Annotated in this window: 19 protein-coding genes; 16 read left to right on the forward strand and 3 right to left on the reverse strand. The window is 69.4% G+C overall.

Annotated features, from left to right (window positions below; genetic code table 11):
- The first annotated feature begins 69 nt into the window (after positions 1-69).
- The 10 genes from DSD19_RS12995 (at position 70) to DSD19_RS13040 (ending at position 9,951) form a co-directional block, all read left to right on the forward strand.
- Entirely contained in the window at positions 70-1,407 is a 1,338-nt protein-coding gene (locus tag DSD19_RS12995) for a GH1 family beta-glucosidase (RefSeq protein ID WP_113669891.1), read from the forward strand.
- Positions 1,404-2,345 (forward strand): glucokinase, encoded by a 942-nt coding sequence (locus DSD19_RS13000; protein ID WP_075786067.1) that lies wholly within the window; start codon positions 1,404-1,406, stop codon positions 2,343-2,345. Before DSD19_RS12995 ends, DSD19_RS13000 begins: the two co-directional genes overlap by 4 nt.
- 84 nt (positions 2,346-2,429) lie before the next feature.
- Positions 2,430-3,533: an S-methyl-5-thioribose-1-phosphate isomerase gene (gene mtnA, locus DSD19_RS13005; RefSeq protein ID WP_075786068.1), complete on the forward strand. Its 1,104-nt coding sequence runs from the start codon at positions 2,430-2,432 to the stop codon at positions 3,531-3,533.
- A gap of 300 nt (positions 3,534-3,833) precedes the next feature.
- Entirely contained in the window at positions 3,834-4,307 is a 474-nt protein-coding gene (locus tag DSD19_RS13010; RefSeq protein ID WP_075786069.1) for a hypothetical protein, read from the forward strand.
- Between the two features lie 14 nt (positions 4,308-4,321).
- On the forward strand, positions 4,322-5,593 hold the full coding sequence (locus tag DSD19_RS13015; protein ID WP_113669893.1) for an imelysin family protein: 1,272 nt from the start codon (positions 4,322-4,324) through the stop codon (positions 5,591-5,593).
- Positions 5,594-5,655: 62 nt separating this feature from the next.
- On the forward strand, positions 5,656-5,931 hold the full coding sequence (locus tag DSD19_RS22090) for a bacterioferritin-associated ferredoxin (RefSeq protein WP_075786071.1): 276 nt from the start codon (positions 5,656-5,658) through the stop codon (positions 5,929-5,931).
- Entirely contained in the window at positions 5,898-6,383 is a 486-nt protein-coding gene (gene bfr / locus DSD19_RS13025; RefSeq protein ID WP_075786072.1) for a bacterioferritin, read from the forward strand. The genes DSD19_RS22090 and bfr overlap by 34 nt, the downstream gene beginning before the upstream one ends.
- A 52-nt stretch (positions 6,384-6,435) precedes the next feature.
- A complete protein-coding gene (locus DSD19_RS13030) occupies positions 6,436-7,854 on the forward strand; it encodes a di-heme oxidoredictase family protein (RefSeq protein ID WP_113669894.1) in 1,419 nt (472 codons plus the stop codon).
- Positions 7,851-8,861: an imelysin family protein gene (locus DSD19_RS13035; protein WP_207802458.1), complete on the forward strand. Its 1,011-nt coding sequence runs from the start codon at positions 7,851-7,853 to the stop codon at positions 8,859-8,861. The genes DSD19_RS13030 and DSD19_RS13035 overlap by 4 nt, the downstream gene beginning before the upstream one ends.
- A gap of 1 nt (position 8,862) precedes the next feature.
- Complete coding sequence (locus tag DSD19_RS13040) at positions 8,863-9,951, forward strand: DUF1513 domain-containing protein (RefSeq protein ID WP_113669895.1); 1,089 nt, start codon at positions 8,863-8,865, stop codon at positions 9,949-9,951.
- A 9-nt stretch (positions 9,952-9,960) separates the two neighbouring features.
- Here the strand turns inward: DSD19_RS13040 and DSD19_RS13045 are convergent, their stop codons facing one another.
- Positions 9,961-10,788, reverse strand: a complete 828-nt coding sequence (locus DSD19_RS13045) for a GNAT family N-acetyltransferase (RefSeq protein ID WP_113669896.1) — start codon at positions 10,786-10,788, stop codon at positions 9,961-9,963.
- Positions 10,785-11,483, reverse strand: a complete 699-nt coding sequence (locus DSD19_RS13050) for a GntR family transcriptional regulator (RefSeq protein ID WP_371412601.1) — start codon at positions 11,481-11,483, stop codon at positions 10,785-10,787. Before DSD19_RS13050 ends, DSD19_RS13045 begins: the two co-directional genes overlap by 4 nt.
- Positions 11,484-11,736: 253 nt before the next feature.
- Between DSD19_RS13050 and DSD19_RS13055 the strand changes: the two genes are divergently transcribed.
- The 5 genes from DSD19_RS13055 to DSD19_RS13075 all read left to right on the forward strand — a co-directional run bounded on the left by DSD19_RS13055 (position 11,737) and on the right by DSD19_RS13075 (position 16,564).
- A complete protein-coding gene (locus tag DSD19_RS13055; RefSeq protein WP_113669897.1) occupies positions 11,737-12,720 on the forward strand; it encodes an ABC transporter ATP-binding protein in 984 nt (327 codons plus the stop codon).
- A 28-nt stretch (positions 12,721-12,748) separates the two neighbouring features.
- Entirely contained in the window at positions 12,749-14,023 is a 1,275-nt protein-coding gene (locus DSD19_RS13060) for a PotD/PotF family extracellular solute-binding protein (RefSeq protein ID WP_113669898.1), read from the forward strand.
- A 224-nt stretch (positions 14,024-14,247) separates the two neighbouring features.
- Positions 14,248-15,081, forward strand: a complete 834-nt coding sequence (locus DSD19_RS13065) for an ABC transporter permease (protein WP_165828128.1) — start codon at positions 14,248-14,250, stop codon at positions 15,079-15,081.
- A 1-nt stretch (position 15,082) separates the two neighbouring features.
- The gene (locus DSD19_RS13070) at positions 15,083-15,922 is read left to right on the forward strand and encodes an ABC transporter permease (RefSeq protein WP_113669900.1); all 840 of its coding nucleotides are present in this window, start codon (positions 15,083-15,085) and stop codon (positions 15,920-15,922) included.
- A 3-nt stretch (positions 15,923-15,925) separates the two neighbouring features.
- Positions 15,926-16,564 carry an aspartate/glutamate racemase family protein gene (locus DSD19_RS13075; protein ID WP_075786079.1) on the forward strand — a complete coding sequence of 213 codons (639 nt, stop codon included), beginning with the start codon at positions 15,926-15,928 and terminating at the stop codon, positions 16,562-16,564.
- Positions 16,565-17,382: 818 nt separating this feature from the next.
- Here the strand turns inward: DSD19_RS13075 and DSD19_RS22365 are convergent.
- Positions 17,383-17,634, reverse strand: a complete 252-nt coding sequence (locus DSD19_RS22365; RefSeq protein WP_243627945.1) for a hypothetical protein — start codon at positions 17,632-17,634, stop codon at positions 17,383-17,385.
- 293 nt (positions 17,635-17,927) lie between these two features.
- Between DSD19_RS22365 and DSD19_RS13090 the strand changes: the two genes are divergently transcribed.
- Positions 17,928-18,443, forward strand: coding sequence for a LysR family transcriptional regulator (locus DSD19_RS13090; RefSeq protein ID WP_113669902.1), 516 nt, complete (start codon positions 17,928-17,930; stop codon positions 18,441-18,443).
- Positions 18,444-18,677: the final 234 nt, after the last annotated feature.

Genomic DNA, 18,677 nt, shown 5'->3' on the forward strand with positions numbered 1-18,677 from the left:
CGCAAGCATGGGGTCAGCCCCGCCCGAATAGCCCCGCCCGCCGCGACCGATCCCGCCCCGGAGGAGCCCATGCCGCCCACCCGCGCCGATTTTCCGCCCGGCTTCCTGTTCGGAACGGCGACCTCCGCCTATCAGATCGAGGGCACGGGCGGCGCCGGGCCCTGCCATTGGGACAGCTTTGCCGCGACGCCCGGCAATGTCGCGGGGGCCGCCGACGGGCGGCGCGCCTGCGGCCATCTCGACCGCTGCACCGAGGATCTCGATCTGGTCGCGGCGGCCGGGTTCGACATCTACCGGTTCTCGACCTCCTGGGCGCGGGTCCTGCCCGAGGGCGCGGGGGCGCCCGATCCCGAGGGGCTCGATTTCTACGACCGGCTGGTCGACGCGACGCTGGCGCGCGGACTGAAACCGGCGCTGACGCTGTATCACTGGGAGCTTCCGTCCGCGCTGGGCGATCTGGGCGGCTGGACCAATCGCGACACGGCGCTGCGCTTTGGCGATTTCGCGGCGCTGATGGCCGAGAGGCTGGGCGACCGGGTCTGGTCCTGGGCCACGCTGAACGAGCCCTGGTGCGCCGGGTGGCTCGGGCATTTCGCGGGTGTCCATGCGCCCGGCCTGCGCGACATCCGCGCCACCGCCCGGGCGATGCACCATCTGGCGCTGGGCCACGGGCTGGGCCTGGCAGCGCTTCGGGCCGCAGGCGTCGGCCAGATCGGGATCGTGCTGAATTTCGAGCCCGCCTTCCCGGCCGAACCCGGCGAGGCGGCGCGCGCCGCGACGCTGCGCTATGACGCGGTCTTCAACCGGTTCTTCCTCGGGGGCGTGGCGCGCGGGGCCTATCCCGAACTGGCGCTCGAGGGGCTCGGCCCGCATCTGCCGCGCGGCTGGCAGGCCGATCTCGACGCCATAGGGGCGCCGATCGACTGGCTCGGCGTCAACTATTACACCGTCAAGCGTATCACCCATGCCCCCGGCCTCTGGCCCAACTGGGCCGAGGTGCCCGGCCCCGGCCGCAAGACCGACATGGGCTGGGAAATCGCGCCGATGGCCCTGCCCGATCTGTTGCGCTGGATCAGCGGCAGCCACACCGGCGATCTGCCGCTTTACGTCACCGAAAACGGGATGGCCGCGCCCGATACGCCGGTCGCGGGCGCGACCGGCCCCGAGATCCATGACGAGGACCGCATCGCCTTTCTGTCCAGCCATCTGGCCGCCGCGCGCGAGGCCATTGCCGAGGGCGTGCCGCTGAAGGGCTATATCGTCTGGTCGCTGCTGGACAATTTCGAATGGGCCTTCGGCTACGGCAAGCGCTTTGGCCTCGTACATGTCGATTTCGAGAGCTTGCAGCGCACCCCCAAGGCGTCTTACCACGCGCTGAAATGCATGCTGGAGGACCGAAGGCCGTGACCGCGCTCGTCGCCGATATCGGAGGCACCAATACCCGTGTCGCGCTGGCCGAGGGGCCGGTGCCGGTGCCGGGCTCGGTCCGGCGCTTTCGCAATGCCGACCACCCGGACCTGACCGATGTGCTGGCGGCCTATCTGGCCGAGGCGGGCTCGCCCGAGATCGACGGCGCCTGCGCGGCACTGGCCGGGCCGGTGCGGCACGGGCGCGGCAAGCTGACCAATCTCGACTGGATCATCGAGGAAGCGGCCATCGCCCGGGTCGCCGGGACCGGGCGGGTCAAGCTGCTGAACGACATGGCCGCACAGGGCCATGCGCTGGACCATATCGCGCCCGCGGCGCTGGAAACGGTGCTGGAGGGCCCGGCGCAGCCCGGCGGCCCGCGTCTGGTGATCGGGATCGGCACCGGCTTCAACGCGGCCGCCGTCCATGCCCTGCCCCATGGCACCCTCGTCACCGAGGCCGAGGCCGGGCAGGTGTCGCTGCCGGTCGGCGATGCCGAAACGCTGTCGCTGGCGCGCTTCCTCGCCGAACCCGACGGCTTCGCCCCGGTCGAGGAGGCGCTGTCGGGGCGCGGGCTGGGCCGGCTTTACGACTGGGCGACGGCCGAGGCGGGCGCGCCCCGCCGGCTGGACGGCCACGGCGTTCTGGCCGCGCTGGACACCGATCCCGAGGCACGCCGGGCGGCCGAGACTTTCGTGCGGCTTCTGGGGACGGTGGCGGGGGATCTGGCGCTCAATCACCTGCCCTATGGCGGGATCTACCTGATCGGCGGCATGGCCTGTGCGGTCACGCCGCTTGCAGACCCCATGGGGTTTGCCGAGGCGTTCCGACGCAAGGGCCGGTTCGCGGAGCTGATGCGCGCCTTTCGGGTGTTAACCGTGACCGACGATTCAGCCGCCCTGACGGGCTGCGCGGGATATCTGGCAAGTGCCGAGTGAGACGACTGACCGCGTTTGCCGACGGCCTGCGGGCAGGCCAAAACGCAACCGGGGTGGAAGGGTGAAGGAAAGGATCCAGGGGCCATGAAGATCGACGGGACCCATTTTCGGTCCATCTGGCGCGAGTCCGATGGAGCGGTGAAGATCATCGACCAGCGCTGGCTGCCGCACGAGCTGCGGATCGTCGCGCTGACCAACCGGCGCGACTTCGCCTCGGCGATCCGCGACATGTGGGTCAGGGGCGCGCCCCTGATCGGGGCCACGGCCGCCTATGGGGTGGCGGTGCAGATGGCCCATGACGCGTCCGACGCGGCGCTGGCGGAAACCTGGGAGGTGCTGCACGCCACCCGGCCGACCGCGATCAACCTGCGCTGGGCGCTGGACGAGATGACCCGGGTGCTGAAGCCGCTGCCGCCGTCCGAACGCGCCGCCGCCGCCTTCCGCCGCGCCGCCGAGATCTGCGACGAGGATGTCGAGATCAACCGCCGGATCGGGCTGAACGGGCTCGAGCTGATCCGCGCCATCTCTGCGCGGAAGGGCGGCAAGCGGGTCAATGTGCTGACCCATTGCAATGCGGGCTGGCTGGCGACCGTCGACTGGGGCACGGCGACCTCGCCGATCTATCACGCGATCGAGGCCGGGATCGACGTGCATGTCTTCGTCGACGAGACCCGGCCGCGCAACCAGGGCGCCCAGCTGACCGCCTGGGAGATGAACCATCACGGCGTCAGCCACGACCTGATCGTGGACAACGCGGGCGGCCATCTGATGCAGCATGGCGAGATCGACCTGTGCATCGTCGGCACCGACCGCACCACGGCGCAAGGCGATGTCTGCAACAAGATCGGCACCTATCTGAAGGCGCTGGCCGCCAAGGATAACGGCGTGCCGTTCTATGTGGCCCTGCCCTCGCCCACCATCGACTGGACGGTGCGGGACGGGGTGAAGGAAATCCCGATCGAGGAACGCGACGGCGGCGAGGTGACCCATGTGCAGGGCCGGATGCCCAGCGGCGTGGTCGGGCTGGTGCAGATCTCGCCCGACGGCACGCCCGCGCGCAACCCCGCCTTCGACGTGACGCCCGCGCGGCTGGTGACCGGGCTCATCACCGAACGCGGCGTGGCCGAGGCCAGCCCCGAGGGCCTGGCGCGCCTGTTCCCGGACCGCGCGACCGTCGCGGCCGACTGAGCACCTGCATCGCGACGCATCTTCAAGGGGCGTGCCTGCCGGGCGCGCCCTTTTTTCCTTTGCAGACGGGCCGCTCCCGGGCGCGCGATTTTCGGCCCGGCCACGCCCGCCGGACGCGTATCCGACCAAAAAACTCAGGTTGACTTATCCGAGCATTTTCGTCAGCTTTGGCGCGACGCGAACACGACCCGAACCCACCTGCCGGAAGGCCCGGGCATTCTGACCGACCAGTTCAAGACGGCATCGACGACGGGGCTTGGCCCCCGTCCGCCATGGCCGGATGCCAAGGAGACCCGAGAGATGACTGCCGATCCCAATCGACGTGGCGGAACCGCCGTGGGCTATCTGACCGATCTCGATCCGGTCGAGGCCGGGGCGGTGCGCTGCCTTCGGCTCTGGGCCGATGGCGACGCCGCGCAGCGCGAACTGCGGCGCGAGCTGACCGACCGTCTGGGGCCGCTGCAGGGGCGCGCCGCGGCCGAAAGCCTGAACACGATCTGCACGCTCTGCGCCATGTACGGGCGGCGCCCGCTGATGCGCCATTCGGCCTCCTGCCCCTGCCTCGGGGCGGACGAATCCTGTTTTGCAACCTTCGTCGCCGCCGCCGGCGCGGGAGATCGCGAGGACGCGATGCTGATGGCGGCGATGCTGGTCCGGGCCGATCTGGCGCCCGGTCTGGTCGATCCGGCCACCCGGCTGGGGCTGGCGCTCCGGCGCCTTGCGACGGGCGTGGCGCCGCAGCCGTCGCGACCGCCCGCGGAAAAACTACACTGAAAGGACGGGAACGCATGATGAAACCAACGCTCGCCACCTGCTCGCTGGCCCTCGGGATGGCCGGGACCGCCGCTTTGGCCGAGGCTCCGGCCGCCGATGCGGTGCTGACCACCTATGCCGACATCGCGGCCGCCACCTATGGCGACGCGCTGACCGGGGCCGAACGCCTGCAGGCGGCGGTCGACGCGCTGGTGGCCGAGCCCTCGCCGCAGGCGCTCGACGCCGCGCGCCGCGCCTGGCTGGCCGCCCGCGTGCCCTATCAGCAAAGCGAGGTGTTCCGCTTCGGCAACCCGATCGTCGACGACTGGGAAGGCAAGGTGAATGCCTGGCCGCTGGACGAGGGGCTGATCGACTATGTCGATGCGGGCTATGGCGGGCCGACCGACGAGAACCCGCTGGCCGCGGTCAACGTGATTGCCTCGCCGCAGTTCGAAATCTCCGGCGCGACCGTCGATGCCACCGAGATCACGCCCGACTTCCTGGCCGAGACGCTGCACGAGGCCGACGGGATCGAGACCAATGTCGCGACCGGCTATCACGCCATCGAATTCCTGCTTTGGGGCCAGGATCTGAACGGCACCGGGCCGGGCGCGGGCACCCGGCCCTGGACCGACTATGCGACAGGCGAGGCCTGCACCAACGACAATTGCGACCGGCGCGGCGCCTATCTGAAGGCCGCGACCGACCTGCTGGTGTCGGATCTGGGCTGGATGGCCGCGCAATGGGCCGAGGACGGCGAGGCCCGCGCGGCGGTGATGGCCGACGGTTCGGCCGGGCTGTCGGCGATCCTGACCGGCATGGGGAGCCTGTCCTACGGCGAACAGGCGGGCGAGCGGATGCGGCTGGGGCTGATGCTGAACGACCCCGAGGAAGAGCATGACTGCTTCTCGGACAACACCCATAACAGCCATTACTATGACGGGCTCGGCATCCGGAACGTCTATCTGGGCAGCTATACCCGGATCGACGGCACCGAGGTCGCGGGGCCGTCGGTCTCGGATCTGGTGGCGGCGAAGGATGCGGGTCTCGATACCGAGATGAAGACCAGGCTCGACGCCACCATGGCCGCGCTCGCCCGGCTGAAGACCGCCGCCGAGGCGGGATTCGCCTATGACCAGATGCTCGCGCGCGGCAACGCCGCCGGCGAGGCGTTGATCATGGGCGGCGTGAACGGGCTTGTTGCCCAAACCGCAAGCATCGAGCGGGTCGTCGACACGCTCGGGGTGGGCGATGTCTCGGTCGAGGGGTCCGACAGCCTCGACAACCCGGCCGCCGTTTTCCAATGATGTCCTGAACCCGGAGCCCCGTCAGCACCGGGGCTCCACGCTTTCCGGAAGGAGGGTCCCGCATGATCGTCTGCCACTGCCAGTGCATCACCGACCGCGACATCCACGCCGCCATCGACTGGATGCGCGCAGCGGACCCGGCGACCATCGTTACCCCCGGAAAGGTCTTTCGCTCGCTGGGCAAGCGCGCAGATTGTGGAGATTGCATGACACTCTTTCTAGACACGATGCGCGCGAACGCTAATCTTGAGGTTCCATCGGACCTACAGAACCTCAGGCCCCAGCACAGAAAGGACAAGACCTCATGCAAGGCGACCCCAAGGTCATCGACTACCTGAACAGCGCGCTTCGCAGCGAATTGACCGCCATCAGCCAGTACTGGCTGCATTATCGCCTGCAGGACGACTGGGGGCTCGGCCACATGGCCAAGAAGAGCCGCGAGGAAAGCATCGAGGAGATGACCCACGCCGACAAGCTGATGGCGCGGATCCTGTTCCTCGAGGGCCACCCGAACCTGCAGAAGCTCGACCCGCTCCGCATCGGGCAGACCCCCAAGGAGACCCTCGAATGCGACCTGGCCGCCGAACAGGATGCCCGTGCGCTGTACAAGGAAGCGCGGGAATACTGCGCGGGCGCCGGGGATCACGTCACCAAGGAGCTGTTCGATGAGCTTCTGGCCGACGAAGAGGGCCATATCGACTTCCTCGAAACCCAGCTTGACCTCTACGACCGCGTCGGCGCCGAGAATTACGCGCTGCTCAACGCCTCGAAGATGGACGAGGCCGAGTAAGGCCGCCCTTTTTCTGGGACTGTGTCTGGGGTCGGCGGCCGCCGCCGGCCCCATGACAGGCCCGGGCGCCGCCGCCCTGCCCTTCACCCCCGCCGAAGAGGCCCGCATCGCGGAGGCGACCGCCCTGCCGCGCGATTTCACCCGACCGCAGCCTTTCGAGGCGCTGGCAGGCGGCGCGGGCACCGTCGCGGGCGCGGCCGCCTTCTCGGCGCCGCTGGCGAACCTGCCCCGCGCCGAGGGGCTCGATTTTCGCGGCGGGCAGGCGCTTTTCGACCGGACCTGGGTCTCGGCCCCGTCCTCGACCATCGCCTCTGACGGGCTCGGGCCGCTCTTCAACGCGCGGTCTTGCTTGGCCTGCCATCCGGGCGGCGGGCGCGGCGCGGCGCCCGCAGGCCCCGGCGATCTGCCGGTCGCGCTGATGCTGCAGCTTGCGGTCCCCGATCCATCCACCATCGAGGGCTATCTTTCTCAGCCCGATCCGGTCTATGGCCGCCAGATCCAGCCCGCGAGCCTGCCGGGCCTGACCGCCGAGGGCCGCCCGACGGTCGCCTATGACGCGGTCGAGTTCGCTCTGTCCGAAGGGGAAAGCGTCACCCTGCGCCAGCCCCGCTACGCGCTGGCCGATCCGGGCTATGGCCCGCTGGACCCGCACACGGTCCTAAGCCCGCGCCTCGCGCCGGGGCTGGCGGGGCTCGGGCTGATCGAGGCGATCCCCGAAGAGGCGATCCTGGCGCTGGCCGACCCCGACGACGCCGATGGCGACGGCATTTCCGGCCGGGCGCGCCTGTTGCCCGGCCCCGAGGGGCGCCCGGTTCTGGGCCGCTTCGGCTGGACCGCCGCGCAGCCGACGCTGGAGGCCCAGATCGCCCATGCCTTTGCCCATGACATCGGGCTCAGCTCGCCGCTTTATCCCGAAGGTCATGGCGACTGCACCGAGGCCCAGACCGCCTGCCGCGCCGCGCCCGATGGCGGCAATCCGGAACAGGACGGGGTCGAGATCTCGGCCACCGCGCTCGATCTGGTGACGCGCCATGCGCGCCACACCGCCGTGCCCGCCCGCCGCGACGCGGACGCCCCCGAGGTGCTGGCCGGCAAGCGGGTGTTTCACGACACCGGCTGCGCCGCCTGCCACCGCCCCGCCTTCGTCACCCGCCGCCTGCCCGAGGCGCCCGCGCTGAGCTTTCAGCTGATCTGGCCCTATAGCGACCTGCTGCTGCACGACATGGGCGCGGCGCTGGGCGACGGCGGCGCCGGGGCCGAGGGGCGCGAATGGCGCACGCCCCCGCTTTGGGGGCTGGGCCTCGCCCGCGCGCTGGAACCGCAGGCGGGCTATCTGCATGACGGCCGCGCCCGGACCCTGCTGGAGGCCGTGCTCTGGCATGGCGGCGAAGCCGCCCCCGCCCGCGACCGCGTGGCGACGATGCCCGCGGCCGACCGCGCCGCCCTGATCCGCTTCCTGGAGAGCCTATGATCCGAAGATCCGTCCTTGCCCTCGCCCTGGCGCTGGGCGCCGCCCCCCTTGCCGCGGCCCCCGCAGATATCGCCGAGGCGGTGATCGACCGCCATGTGCTGCCCGGTTTCGCCCGGTTCGAGGCGGCGGCCGCCGATCTTCAGGCTGCGGCCGAAGCCGATTGCGACCCCGGATCGGACCCGCTCCGCGCCGCCTGGGGGGCCGCCTTCGATGCCTGGCTTGGCGTCAGTCATCTGCGGCTCGGGCCGACCGAGACCGACAACCGCGCTTTCGCGCTGGCCTTCTGGCCCGACCCGCGCGGGATGACCCCGAAGGCGCTGGCAGGCCTGATCGCCGAGGCCGACCCGGTGGTCGAAAGCCAGGCCGGGTTCGCCACCGTCTCGGTCGCAGCGCGGGGCTTCTACGCGCTCGAATACCTGCTGTACGATCCGCAATTCACGCCCCCCACGCCCTATGGCTGCGCCCTGATCCGGGCCGAGACGCGCGACATCCACGCCCTTGCCGCCGCGATCCTCGCCGACTGGCAGGACGGTTATGCCGATCTGATGCGCCAACCCGGCCCCGAGGCCCCCTACAAGGACGAGCGCGAGGTGCTGAAAGCCCTCTTCACCGCGCTTCACGAAGGGCTGCAGGTCGATGTCGACCTGCGGCTCGGCCGCCCGCTTGGCACCTTCGAGCGTCCGCGCCCGACCCGCGCCGAAAGCTGGCGGTCGGGCCGGTCGCTGCACAATGTGACGGTGACGCTGACGGCGCTGCGCGAGCTGGCGATGCTGATGGCGGCCGAGGACCCGGCCAGCGCCGCCGCGCTGAGCGCCGATTTCGACCGGGCCGACCGGCTTGCCGCGGACCTCGACGATCCGGTCTTCGCCGGGGTCGCGACGCCGCAAGGGCGGCTAAGGGTCGAGATCCTGCAACAGGCGATCCACGAGATCGCCGAGGAAACCCGCGCCAGCCTCGGCCCCGCGCTTGGCGTCGCCGCCGGGTTCAATTCGAGAGACGGAGACTGACATGACCGACCGCCGCAGCTTCCTTGCCGGGGCGCTGGCCGCCTCGCTTTCCCCCCGGATCGGCTGGGCCGATGCGGGCAGCCCGGCCTTTCTCAGCGCCGCCCAGGACCGCGACGGCAGCCAGTCTCTGGTCGGGCTCGATGCCCAGGGGGCCGAACGGTTCCGCCTGCCCCTGCCCCAGCGCGGGCATGCCGCCGCCGCCCATCCCATCCGCCCCGAGGCCACCGCGTTTGCCCGCCGCCCGGGCACCTTCGCGCTGGTGATCGACTGCCGCGAGGGCCGGGTGACTGCCGTGCTGGACGCGCCCGAGGGTCGGCATTTCTACGGCCATGGCGCCTATTCCGCCGACGGGCGCCACATGTACACACCCGAAAACGACTATGACGCGGCGCGGGGCGTGATCGGGGTCTGGGACACCGAGGCAGGCTATCTGCGGGTCGGCGAATTCGACAGCCACGGCATCGGCCCGCATGACATCAAGCTGATGCCCGACGGGAAAAGCTTCGTCATCGCCAATGGCGGGATCGAGACCCATCCCGACAGCGGCCGGGCCAAGCTGAACATCCCCTTCATGGCGCCGAACCTCGCCTATCTCGGCGCCGAAGGCACGCTGCTGGAAACCGTCGCGCCGCCCGCCGAGTGGCACATGAACTCGATCCGGCATCTGGCGCTGGGACCGGGCGGCACCGTCGCCTTTGCCATGCAATGGGAAGGCCCCGAGGCCGAGGCGCCGCCGCTTCTGGGTCTGCACCGGCGCGGCGCGGCGCCGGTCTGGCTGGACGCGCCGGGCGCCGAACATGCGGCGATGCAGGGCTATGCGGGGTCGGTCGCGATCTCGCAGGACGGGGCCGAGGCCGCGATCTCGTCGCCGCGCGGCGGGCGGGTGCATGTCTTCGACATCGCGGGCGCGCGGTTTGCGGGCGCCATCGAGGCCCGGGACGTCTGCGGCCTTGCCCCGGCGGCGGGCGGCGGCTTCGTCGCCACGACCGGCACCGGCGACGTGCTGGGGCTGCAGGGCCTGCGCCCGGTCTGGACGGCCCGGCACGGCCGCGCCTTCGACAACCATCTGGTGACGGTGGGCGCCGCCTGAGCCCGCCGCTCAGCCCAGTTCCAGCGTCGCCACCGCCGAGATGAGCGGGCCGGGCTGCGGCGCGGGTCCGCGATACATCCGCGCCGTGCCGAAGACCGGGCTCAGGCCCAACCCCGTGCAATGCCCGGCCAGCCAGGGGCTGGTCCCGGGCACGTCGATCATCGCCGGCGCGCCATGGGCGACGCTGCCGCAGGTCTCGATCAGCGCCGCCGCGACCGCCCCGTCCCCGGCCACCAGCGGCCCGATCTTCCAGCCCTCGCGGCAGGCCCGGATCGTCGCAAAGCCCGCGATCTCGCCCGCCGCGCGGCAGACCAGCGTGCGCCGGGTCTCGCAATCGCGCGTCCAGGCCGCGAGGAACGCGCGTTTCTCATAGCCCGTGGCCTCGGCCTCCATCGCGATCAGCGTCCCGATATCGTCCTTCAGCACCGGCCCGATGCCGGGATGGGCGCGGCCGGGCAGCACGCCCGCATAGCGCACCGTCCGCCCGGCCAGCGCGAACCCGCTCTTGCGGTAATTGTCCTGCTGCGCCTCGACCCCGTCGAGCCCCACCGTCCGCGCCCCCGCATGGTCCAGCGCATGGGTCCAGAGCGCATAGCCGATGCCCCGCCCGCGCCAGTCCGGGCGGCAGAGATAGAGGCCCAGAAAGGCAACGTCATCGGTATGGTTCACGACCGAGATTGCCGCCACGATCCGGCCCTCGGCCTCGGCCACGAAAAAGCCCTCGGGGTCGGCGGCATGGAAGGATACCGCATCGTCGAGGCCCGGGTTCCAGCCTTCGTCCGCGGCCCAGTCCAGCACCGCGGGCAGTTCTTCGGCCGTCATGCTGCGCAGTTTCATCGGCCTGTCAGAGCCTCCTTCAGCGATTGCGGCACCGGCACCGGGTCCTGCAGATCGAGAAGCGACAGCAGGTCCAGCAGATGGCCCTTCATCACCTCTTCGGCCCGGTCGCCGTCGCGGTCCTCCATCGCGCGCATGAGCGCGTGATGGGCATGACTTTCGCACATCGCCTGCGGCCGCCGCCAGTACAGCGCGATCACCAGCGACGAGCGCGAAACCAGCTGCGCGATGAACCCTTCGATGGTGGCCTGATCGGCGATCCGCGCGATTTCCAGATGGAACTGCCCCGAGAGCCTGAGCGCCAGACCGTTCTGGCCCGCCGCCAGCGCCTCGTGCTCCTGGTCCATGTGACGCTTGAGCAGGCCGATGTCGCGGGGCGTGGCGCGCAGCGCGGCCGAGCGCGCGGTGCGCGGTTCCAGAAGTGCGCGCGCCTCGAACACCTCGCGCGCCTCGCGCACGGTGGGCTGGGCCACGAAGGCGCCGCGATGGGGCTCGATCGCGACAAGGCTGTCATGGGCCAGCTGTTGCAGCGCCGCGCGCACGATGGTCCGGCTGACCCCGAAGATCTCGCCCACCTCGTCCTCGGACAGCTTCATCCCCGGCCCCAGCCGGCGCTCGTGAATGGCGCGGGTCAGATGCTCGACCACGTCGCGGGCACGGGTCGCCCGCTTGCCCTCCTGGCGCGCTGTCGGAATCTGATCGGTCACGGCTCTCTCCTCGTTGCCCCCCTGTCATCGCGCGACTCAGGCGGCCGGACAAGAATCGTCAGAGTTGCGAGAGATCGCAGACCTGATCGTATACAATCTGCGATGATGTGCCGGACAATATTGTTCACATCTGCTTAAATTTACGGCACGTATCGAAAAGCCGGGGGCGGATCCGGCGGCCGGGGCTTTTCGCGGGCGGCCCCGCCCGGAAAGGTGAGGCAACAGCTTCTGGGGGAGCGAAATGCGCACTGAACTCGATCTGGAACTCGTGGCCCTGACGAAACGCTACGGCGAAACCGTCGCGGTCGATGGCATCCAACACCTGTTTCGCGGCGGCACCTATGCCTGTCTGCTGGGGCCGTCGGGCTGCGGCAAGTCCTCGACGCTGCGGATGATTGCCGGGCATGAAGAGGTCTCGGACGGGGCCATCGTGCTGGCGGGCCAGGACATCTCGCGCCTGCCGCCCGCCCGGCGCGGCACCGCGATGATGTTCCAGAACTACGCGCTGTTCCCGCATCTGTCGGTCGCCGATAACGTGGCCTTCAGCCTCAAGATGAAGGGCGTCGACCGCGAGACCCGCCGCAAGCGCGCGATGGAGCTGCTGGAACTGGTTCACATGACGGCCTATGCCGAGCGCCTGCCCGCCCAGCTTTCGGGCGGCCAGCAGCAGCGCGTGGCGCTGGCCCGCGCGCTGATCACCAATCCGCAGGTGCTGCTGCTGGACGAGCCGCTTTCGGCGCTCGACCCGTTCCTGCGCGTGCGGATGCGGTCGGAACTGAAGAAGCTGCAGCGCGAACTGGGCATCACCTTCGTCCATGTCACCCATGGCCAGGACGAGGCGCTGGCACTGGCCGACGAGATCGTGGTGATGAACAACGCGGTGATCGAACAGGCGGGACCCGCGCGCGAGGTCTTCAACAGCCCGCGCACCGAATTCGTGGCGCGTTTCATGGGCGGGCACAATGTCATCGCGCTGCCGCGCGGCCATTTCGCGATCCGCTCCGATCAGATCGCCGTGACCGAGGCCGCGCAGGGCAAGCTCGACGGTCATGTCACCGGCATCGAATACCAGGGCACCAGCGTCGCGCTGACGCTGATGACCGCGGGCGATCAGGAGGTCACCGCGATCGTTCCCGAAGACCGGTATTTTGCCCAACCCATCCAGCCCGGCGACGGCGTGGGGCTGAGCTGGGACGAAGACCATCTTCACGCCCTCACCGCGTGATCCAATAAAGTCCATCATGGAGAGAAAGATGAGCGAAGCCACCAAGTCCGGCCTGAGCCGGCGCAGCCTGCTGAAGGGTGCCGCCGCGGGCGTTGCGGCCAGCGCCTTCCCGGCGCCGATGATCTGGGCGCAGAACATCAAGGACGTGACGCTGCGCCAGTTCGGCACCGGGGTCTCGAACATCAACGAAGTGGCGCAGAAGGTGAAGGAGGATCTGGGCTTCACGCTGGAGATGACCGCGCTTGACAGCGACGCGGTGACCCAGCGCGCCGCGACCCAACCCAAATCCTTCGACATCGCCGATATCGAATACTGGATCTGCAAGAAGGTCTGGCCGACCGGCAACCTGCAGGGCATGGATGTCAGCAGGATCAGGAACTACGACAAGATCGTCGGTATCTTCAAGGACGGCAAGCTGACGCCCGACTCGACCATCGCCCAGGGCACCTCGCCCAACAGCGTGGGCTTCACCGACGGCCCGGACGGGACCAGGTTCGCCGATCAGGAAACCGGCTGGATGACCCTGATCCCGACGATCTACAATGCCGACACGCTGGGCATCCGCCCCGACCTGATCGGCCGTCCGATCGACAGCTGGGCGGAACTGCTGAACCCCGAATTCAAGGGCAAGGCCTCGCTTCTGGACATTTCGGCCATCGGCATCATGGATGCGGCCATGGTCTGCGAGGCGATGGGCGAGATCACCTATGGCAACAAGGGCAACATGACCCGCGACGAGATCGACAGGACGCTCGCGATCATGACCGAGGCCAAGAAGGCCGGCCAGTTCCGCGCCTTCTGGAAGACCTTCGACGAAAGCGTCAACCTGATGGCCTCGGGCGAGGTGGTGATCCAGTCGATGTGGTCGCCCGCCATCACCGCGGTCAAGTCGCGCGGCATTCCCTGCGTCTACCAGCCGCTGAAAGAGGGCTACCGCGCCTGGGGCGGCGGCATCGGTCTGTCGAAGAACCTCAGCGGGCTCGAGCTCGACGCGGCCTATGAATACATCAACTGGTATCTCGACGGCTGGGTCGGCGGCTTCCTGATGCGGCAGGGCTATTATTCGGCCGTTCCGGAAACCTCGAAGAATTACATGACCGAGAACGAATGGGGCTACTGGTTCGAGGGCAAGCCCGCGACCGAGGTCATCACCAACCCCTATGGCGATGCGATGGCGCAGCCGGGCGAGACCCGCGACGGCGGGTCCTTCGAGGAACGCATGGGCCATATCGCCTGCTGGAACGCGGTCATGGACGAGAACCAGTACATGGTCCGCAAATGGAACGAGTTCATCGCCGCCTGACGTCCGACGCGACGGCCTGAGCCCGACACAGATGGGGCCGGCGCGGGTTTCACGCCTTCCGTGGCGCCCGGCCCCAGCCCTTCCCCCGCCCCGGGGGAAGGGCCCCCTTTCCCGCCGAGAGGCCCTGCATGACCGCCCTATCGAAGAACCGCCGCCTTTCGGGATCGCGTCCGGCGTCGCTACTGGCGCAGCTCGTGACCGGCCGGACCAAGAACCGCCATCTCATGGGCTGGCTGCTGGCCTCGCCGCTGGCGCTGGTGCTGCTGGTCTTTCTGGTGCTGCCCATCGTGATGATCGCGATCGTCAGCTTCTGGGGCGCGACCGAGTTCTCGATCTACCCGGCCTTCCAGTGGGACAATTACCAGTTCCTGCTGACCTCTCCCGTCACCTACAAGGTCTTTCTCAACACCTTCAAATACGCGGTGCTGACCTGGGCTTTCACGCTGACCATCGGCTTTACGGTGGCCTATTTCCTGGCCTTCCATGTCCGCAGCCTGACCTGGCAGATCGCGCTGTTCCTGCTGTGCACCATTCCGTTCTGGACCTCGAACATCATCCGGATGATTTCCTGGATCCCGTTCCTGGGGCGCAACGGCATCGCCAATTCGACGCTGATGTCGATGGGGGTGATCGACGAGCCGCTGGACTGGCTGCTGTATTCCGATTTCTCGGTGATCCTGGCCTTCGTCCATCTCTACACGCTGTTCATGGTGGTCCCGATCTTCAACACGATGATGCGGATCGACCGCTCGCTGATCGAGGCGGCCTACGATTCCGGCGCGACCGGATGGCAGACGCTGACCAATGTCATCATCCCGCTCTGCAAGCCCGGCATCATGATCGGCTCGATCTTCGTCGTCACGCTGGTGATGGGCGACTTCATCACCGTGCGCTTCATGTCGGGATCGCAATCCGCAAATGTCGGGCGCCTCATCTCGAACGATATCGGGCTTCTGCAATACCCCTCGGCCGCCGCCACCGCCGTCATCCTGCTGATCACGGTGCTGATGGTGATCGGTATCCTGCTGCGCTTCGTCGACATCCGGAAGGAGCTTTGACATGGACCGCCGCCCCCGTTCCTTCTACGTGCTGGCCGCCTTCTTCACGCTGTTCCTGCTGTTTCTCTACGGCCCGACCTTCACCATCGCCATTCTCAGCTTTCAGGGCCCCGAGGGCGGGCTGACCTTCCCGATGCGGGGCGTCTCGCTGCACTGGTTCCGCGACCTGTTCGAGCAGCAGGCCGTCGGCGACATCTGGGGCAGCTTCGGGCGGTCCTTCGTGCTGGGCCTGATGGTGATGGTGACGACCGTCGTCGTCTCGGTGATGGGCGGGCTTGCCTTCCGCAAGCGCTTTGCCGGGTCGGCGGTGCTGTTCTACCTGGTGGTGACCTCGCTGGTGATCCCGTCGATCCTGGTCTCGCTGGGGGTCGGGCTGATCTTCAGCCAGTCGGGGCTCGACGTGCACTGGGCGACCTCGGGCTTCGGGTCGCAGTTGACATGGACCCTGCCCTTCGGCCTGCTGATCATGTTCGCGGTCTTCAACCGCTTCGACAAAAGCTATGAAGAGGCCGCGCGCGACCAGGGCGCCAGCGCCTGGCAGACGATCCGCCATGTGGTGCTGCCGATCATCGCGCCCTCGCTGATCGGGGTGGCGCTGTTCGGCTTTACCCTCTCTTACGACGAATTCGCCCGCACGCTGCTGACCGCGGGCAGCTACAACACCCTGCCGCTGGAGATCTATGGCATGACCACCAATGTCACGACGCCCGTCATCTTCGCGCTCGGCACGCTGACCACCGCCTTTTCGCTGGTCGTGATCGGCGTGTTCCTCGCCTCGGTCTGGGCGATGAACCGCCGCCGCGCCCGGCAGGGCTCGGATGCCGGTCAGGGGATGGTCTGAGCCATGGCCTTCATCGTCATCAACCCCAATTCCACCGCGGCCATGACCGACTCGATCCTCGCCATGGCCCAGGCCGCGGCCCCGGGCGCAGCCTTCGAGGGCTGGACCTCGACGCTGGCGCCGCCCGCGATCCAGGGCCCCGCGGATGTCGCCGCCGCGACGCCGCCGCTGCTGGAGCTGGTCACCCAGGCCGCCCGGCGCGGCGCCGAGGGGGTGATCGTGGCCTGTTTCGACGACCCGGCGCTGGCCGAGGCGCGGGCCTGCGCGCCCTGCCCCGTGATCGGCATCGGTCAGTCCGCCTTTCACAAGGCGGCGCTGCGCGGCTGGCGGTTTTCCGTCGTGACGACGCTGCCCGCGGCGATCCCGACGGTCGAGGGCAATATCCGGGGCTATGGCCTGTCGCAGCATCTGGGCCGGGTGCGGGCCAGCAACGTGCCGGTTCTGGCGCTGGAAGAAGACACCGAGGCCGCCTGCGCCCGCGTCGCCGAAGAGGCCGAACGCGCGGTCGCCGAGGATGGCATCGACGCGGTGATCCTCGGCTGTGCCGGGATGGCCCGGGTCACCGGACATCTGCGCACCCGGCTGCCGGTGCCGGTGATCGACGGCGTCGAGGCCGCCGCCCGCTTCATCTCGGTGCTGTGAGGCGCCAAGGAAGGATCCCTGCCCGCGATCCTCGCGCCGCAGATCGAGGCCGGACCCCGGCGCTGCCCGGCCCCGCTTTCGAAGGCCGAAGACCCGCGCTCAGTCCCCGGGATAGGGCGGCCTGTCCGGTCCGGGCAGTCCGGGGTGCGTGCCCTGTCGTGCCCGACGGCCGCCACCGCGCGGTCACAGGCGGTCCGCGCGGCCTCCGGGGCGGCAATGCCGTCCCGACCGAGGGGATGCCGACCCGTCTGGGATCGGCGCCATTCGGCGGCGGCAGGACGCCGCAGCGCCATGCGGTTGTGGCCGCGCCCGGATGGGTCGCGCGTCGTGCGGTGCCGCCGACCCCGGCCGATCTGCCGCCTCACGCCTGTCCGCGCGCGCTTGCCGAACGGGGCGCTCTTCCGCCAGACGCCCGGGCGTGATGGCGAGACCGCGCAACGCGCTGCCAGGGGGCGGCGGCCCCTCGACCGGACCGCAATCGCCCGGACTGCCGTACCGGACGGCGCGGGCATAGGGGTCTTCATCCGGCAGGACGTCGCCGGGGGTGTCGCCGCAGGCCGGATGCTTCGCCTGCCGGACGACTGAACCCCGTTTCGGCCTGTACTGTCCCGGCAGGCGCTCCCTTCTGCGGGCGTCACGGCATTTCGCGCCCCGGTCCGCGACGCGACGCGGCGCGGGCAAACGGCAATGGCGTGACATGAGGGGCCGCCAAAGACCGTCGCAATCGCGGGAAACATCGAGGCAAAGCCCCATATGACCCGGCGCGGCCCCCGATGAGATGCGGCGGGCGCCAGATCCGACCGCCGCCATCCGTCGCCTCAGCGCCGCGCGCCCCGGCTGGCCCAGATCACCCCTCCGACAGCGATCGCCACGCCGAGAAGCTGCGGGACGGCCGGCATGCGTCCGAAGCCCGCGACGATCAGCAGCGCGGCCACCGGCACGAGGTTGAAGAGCACCGATGTCGCGCCCGGGCCCCGCACGCGGATGCCGATCTGCCAGAAGGCGACGGCCAGGGTCGAGCCCGGCCAGCGCCCTCCGGTTCCGGCGCAGCGCCCGCAGCCCCGGGCCATCCGCAGGCCACATCCAGACCAGTGTCGCAGAGGCTGCGATGGCAATGCGCCCCGCGACCGCCGTCCAGGGCGGCAAGGTCCCGAGAGCGATCCGCATCGCCTCGAAATTCGAGCCCCGGAAAAGCCCGGCCATGGCGCCCAGCCCAAGGGCGCGGCGATCGGCCCGAGGACGGAAAAAGCTGGCGATGTCGGTCATCGACAGGCTCCGTTCCATGTCGCGGACGCTCGGCCATTCCATTTCGATCCAGGATACAGCAAGATCTGCCGACCCGATTTCCAGAAACGGAAAGCACATGGATCGGCTGAACCGGGACGATGTCCGCCTGTTTCTGGCGCTGGCGCGCGAGGGCACGTTGTCGGGCGCCGCGCGGCAACTGGGCCTTGGCGGGGTCGCGATGTCCCGGCGGATCGAGCGGATGGAACAGGTGATGGAGGTGCCGCCTTTCTTGCGGCATCGGCAGGGGCTCGATCTGACCGATCGGGGCGCGGCCCTTCGTCGGCCGCAAAGCTGGGCGCGGGCGTCCGGCGGCGACGGACGGCTGATGCTCGGCACTCTCGAGGCGCAGGTCGCGGCGGTCAGGGACGGAACGGGGACCGGCGTGCTGCCGCATTTCCTGGCACGGCGGCCCGGATTGCGCGTGCTGGCCCCGCCTCTGCCGGACGGAACGAAGATGGAAAGGCCGCTTTTGCCGGTTTCGCACGCCGATCTGGCCGCGTCCGGGCCGTCGCCGACGCGGTCACGCAGGGCATCGCCAGGGCATCGCCATGGCATCACCAGAGCCAGGGCGGATCTTGCCGGAAAGGCATGATCGCCGCCCCGCAGCAGCGCCCCTCCTTCCCGAGCCACATGCCGGAAGGCGGGCCGGATCGCAGAGGCCCGCCCATTGAAGAGAGCGGCTCGCGGGGGGGGCGGCGCGCGGGACAGGGTCCGTAAACTTCGGCGGTGTCGAAATGCGTCCACCCAAGATCGAAGGCGCCGCGCCATCGGTCGAGGCCAAGCTGATCGTGCCGAAGCCGATCTTCGAGACGTCCATCGTACCGGG

It is taken from the genome of Rhodovulum sp. BSW8, assembly GCF_003314725.1.
GTDB classification, from domain to species: Bacteria; Pseudomonadota; Alphaproteobacteria; order Rhodobacterales; family Rhodobacteraceae; genus Rhodovulum; species Rhodovulum visakhapatnamense.

Coding starts and splice junctions, on each gene's coding strand:
- bfr (WP_075786072.1), top strand. CDS start 5,898: ATGCAAGGCGACCCCAAGGTCATCGACTACCTGAACAGCGCGCTTCGC.
- DSD19_RS12995 (WP_113669891.1), top strand. CDS start 70: ATGCCGCCCACCCGCGCCGATTTTCCGCCCGGCTTCCTGTTCGGAACG.
- DSD19_RS13090 (WP_113669902.1), top strand. CDS start 17,928: ATGGATCGGCTGAACCGGGACGATGTCCGCCTGTTTCTGGCGCTGGCG.
- DSD19_RS13030 (WP_113669894.1), top strand. CDS start 6,436: ATGACAGGCCCGGGCGCCGCCGCCCTGCCCTTCACCCCCGCCGAAGAG.
- DSD19_RS13075 (WP_075786079.1), top strand. CDS start 15,926: ATGGCCTTCATCGTCATCAACCCCAATTCCACCGCGGCCATGACCGAC.
- DSD19_RS13010 (WP_075786069.1), top strand. CDS start 3,834: ATGACTGCCGATCCCAATCGACGTGGCGGAACCGCCGTGGGCTATCTG.
- DSD19_RS13040 (WP_113669895.1), top strand. CDS start 8,863: ATGACCGACCGCCGCAGCTTCCTTGCCGGGGCGCTGGCCGCCTCGCTT.
- DSD19_RS13070 (WP_113669900.1), top strand. CDS start 15,083: ATGGACCGCCGCCCCCGTTCCTTCTACGTGCTGGCCGCCTTCTTCACG.
- DSD19_RS13015 (WP_113669893.1), top strand. CDS start 4,322: ATGATGAAACCAACGCTCGCCACCTGCTCGCTGGCCCTCGGGATGGCC.
- DSD19_RS13060 (WP_113669898.1), top strand. CDS start 12,749: ATGAGCGAAGCCACCAAGTCCGGCCTGAGCCGGCGCAGCCTGCTGAAG.
- DSD19_RS13065 (WP_165828128.1), top strand. CDS start 14,248: ATGGGCTGGCTGCTGGCCTCGCCGCTGGCGCTGGTGCTGCTGGTCTTT.
- mtnA (WP_075786068.1), top strand. CDS start 2,430: ATGAAGATCGACGGGACCCATTTTCGGTCCATCTGGCGCGAGTCCGAT.
- DSD19_RS13055 (WP_113669897.1), top strand. CDS start 11,737: ATGCGCACTGAACTCGATCTGGAACTCGTGGCCCTGACGAAACGCTAC.
- DSD19_RS22090 (WP_075786071.1), top strand. CDS start 5,656: ATGATCGTCTGCCACTGCCAGTGCATCACCGACCGCGACATCCACGCC.
- DSD19_RS22365 (WP_243627945.1), bottom strand. CDS start 17,634: ATGGCCCGGGGCTGCGGGCGCTGCGCCGGAACCGGAGGGCGCTGGCCG.
- DSD19_RS13035 (WP_207802458.1), top strand. CDS start 7,851: ATGATCCGAAGATCCGTCCTTGCCCTCGCCCTGGCGCTGGGCGCCGCC.
- DSD19_RS13045 (WP_113669896.1), bottom strand. CDS start 10,788: ATGAAACTGCGCAGCATGACGGCCGAAGAACTGCCCGCGGTGCTGGAC.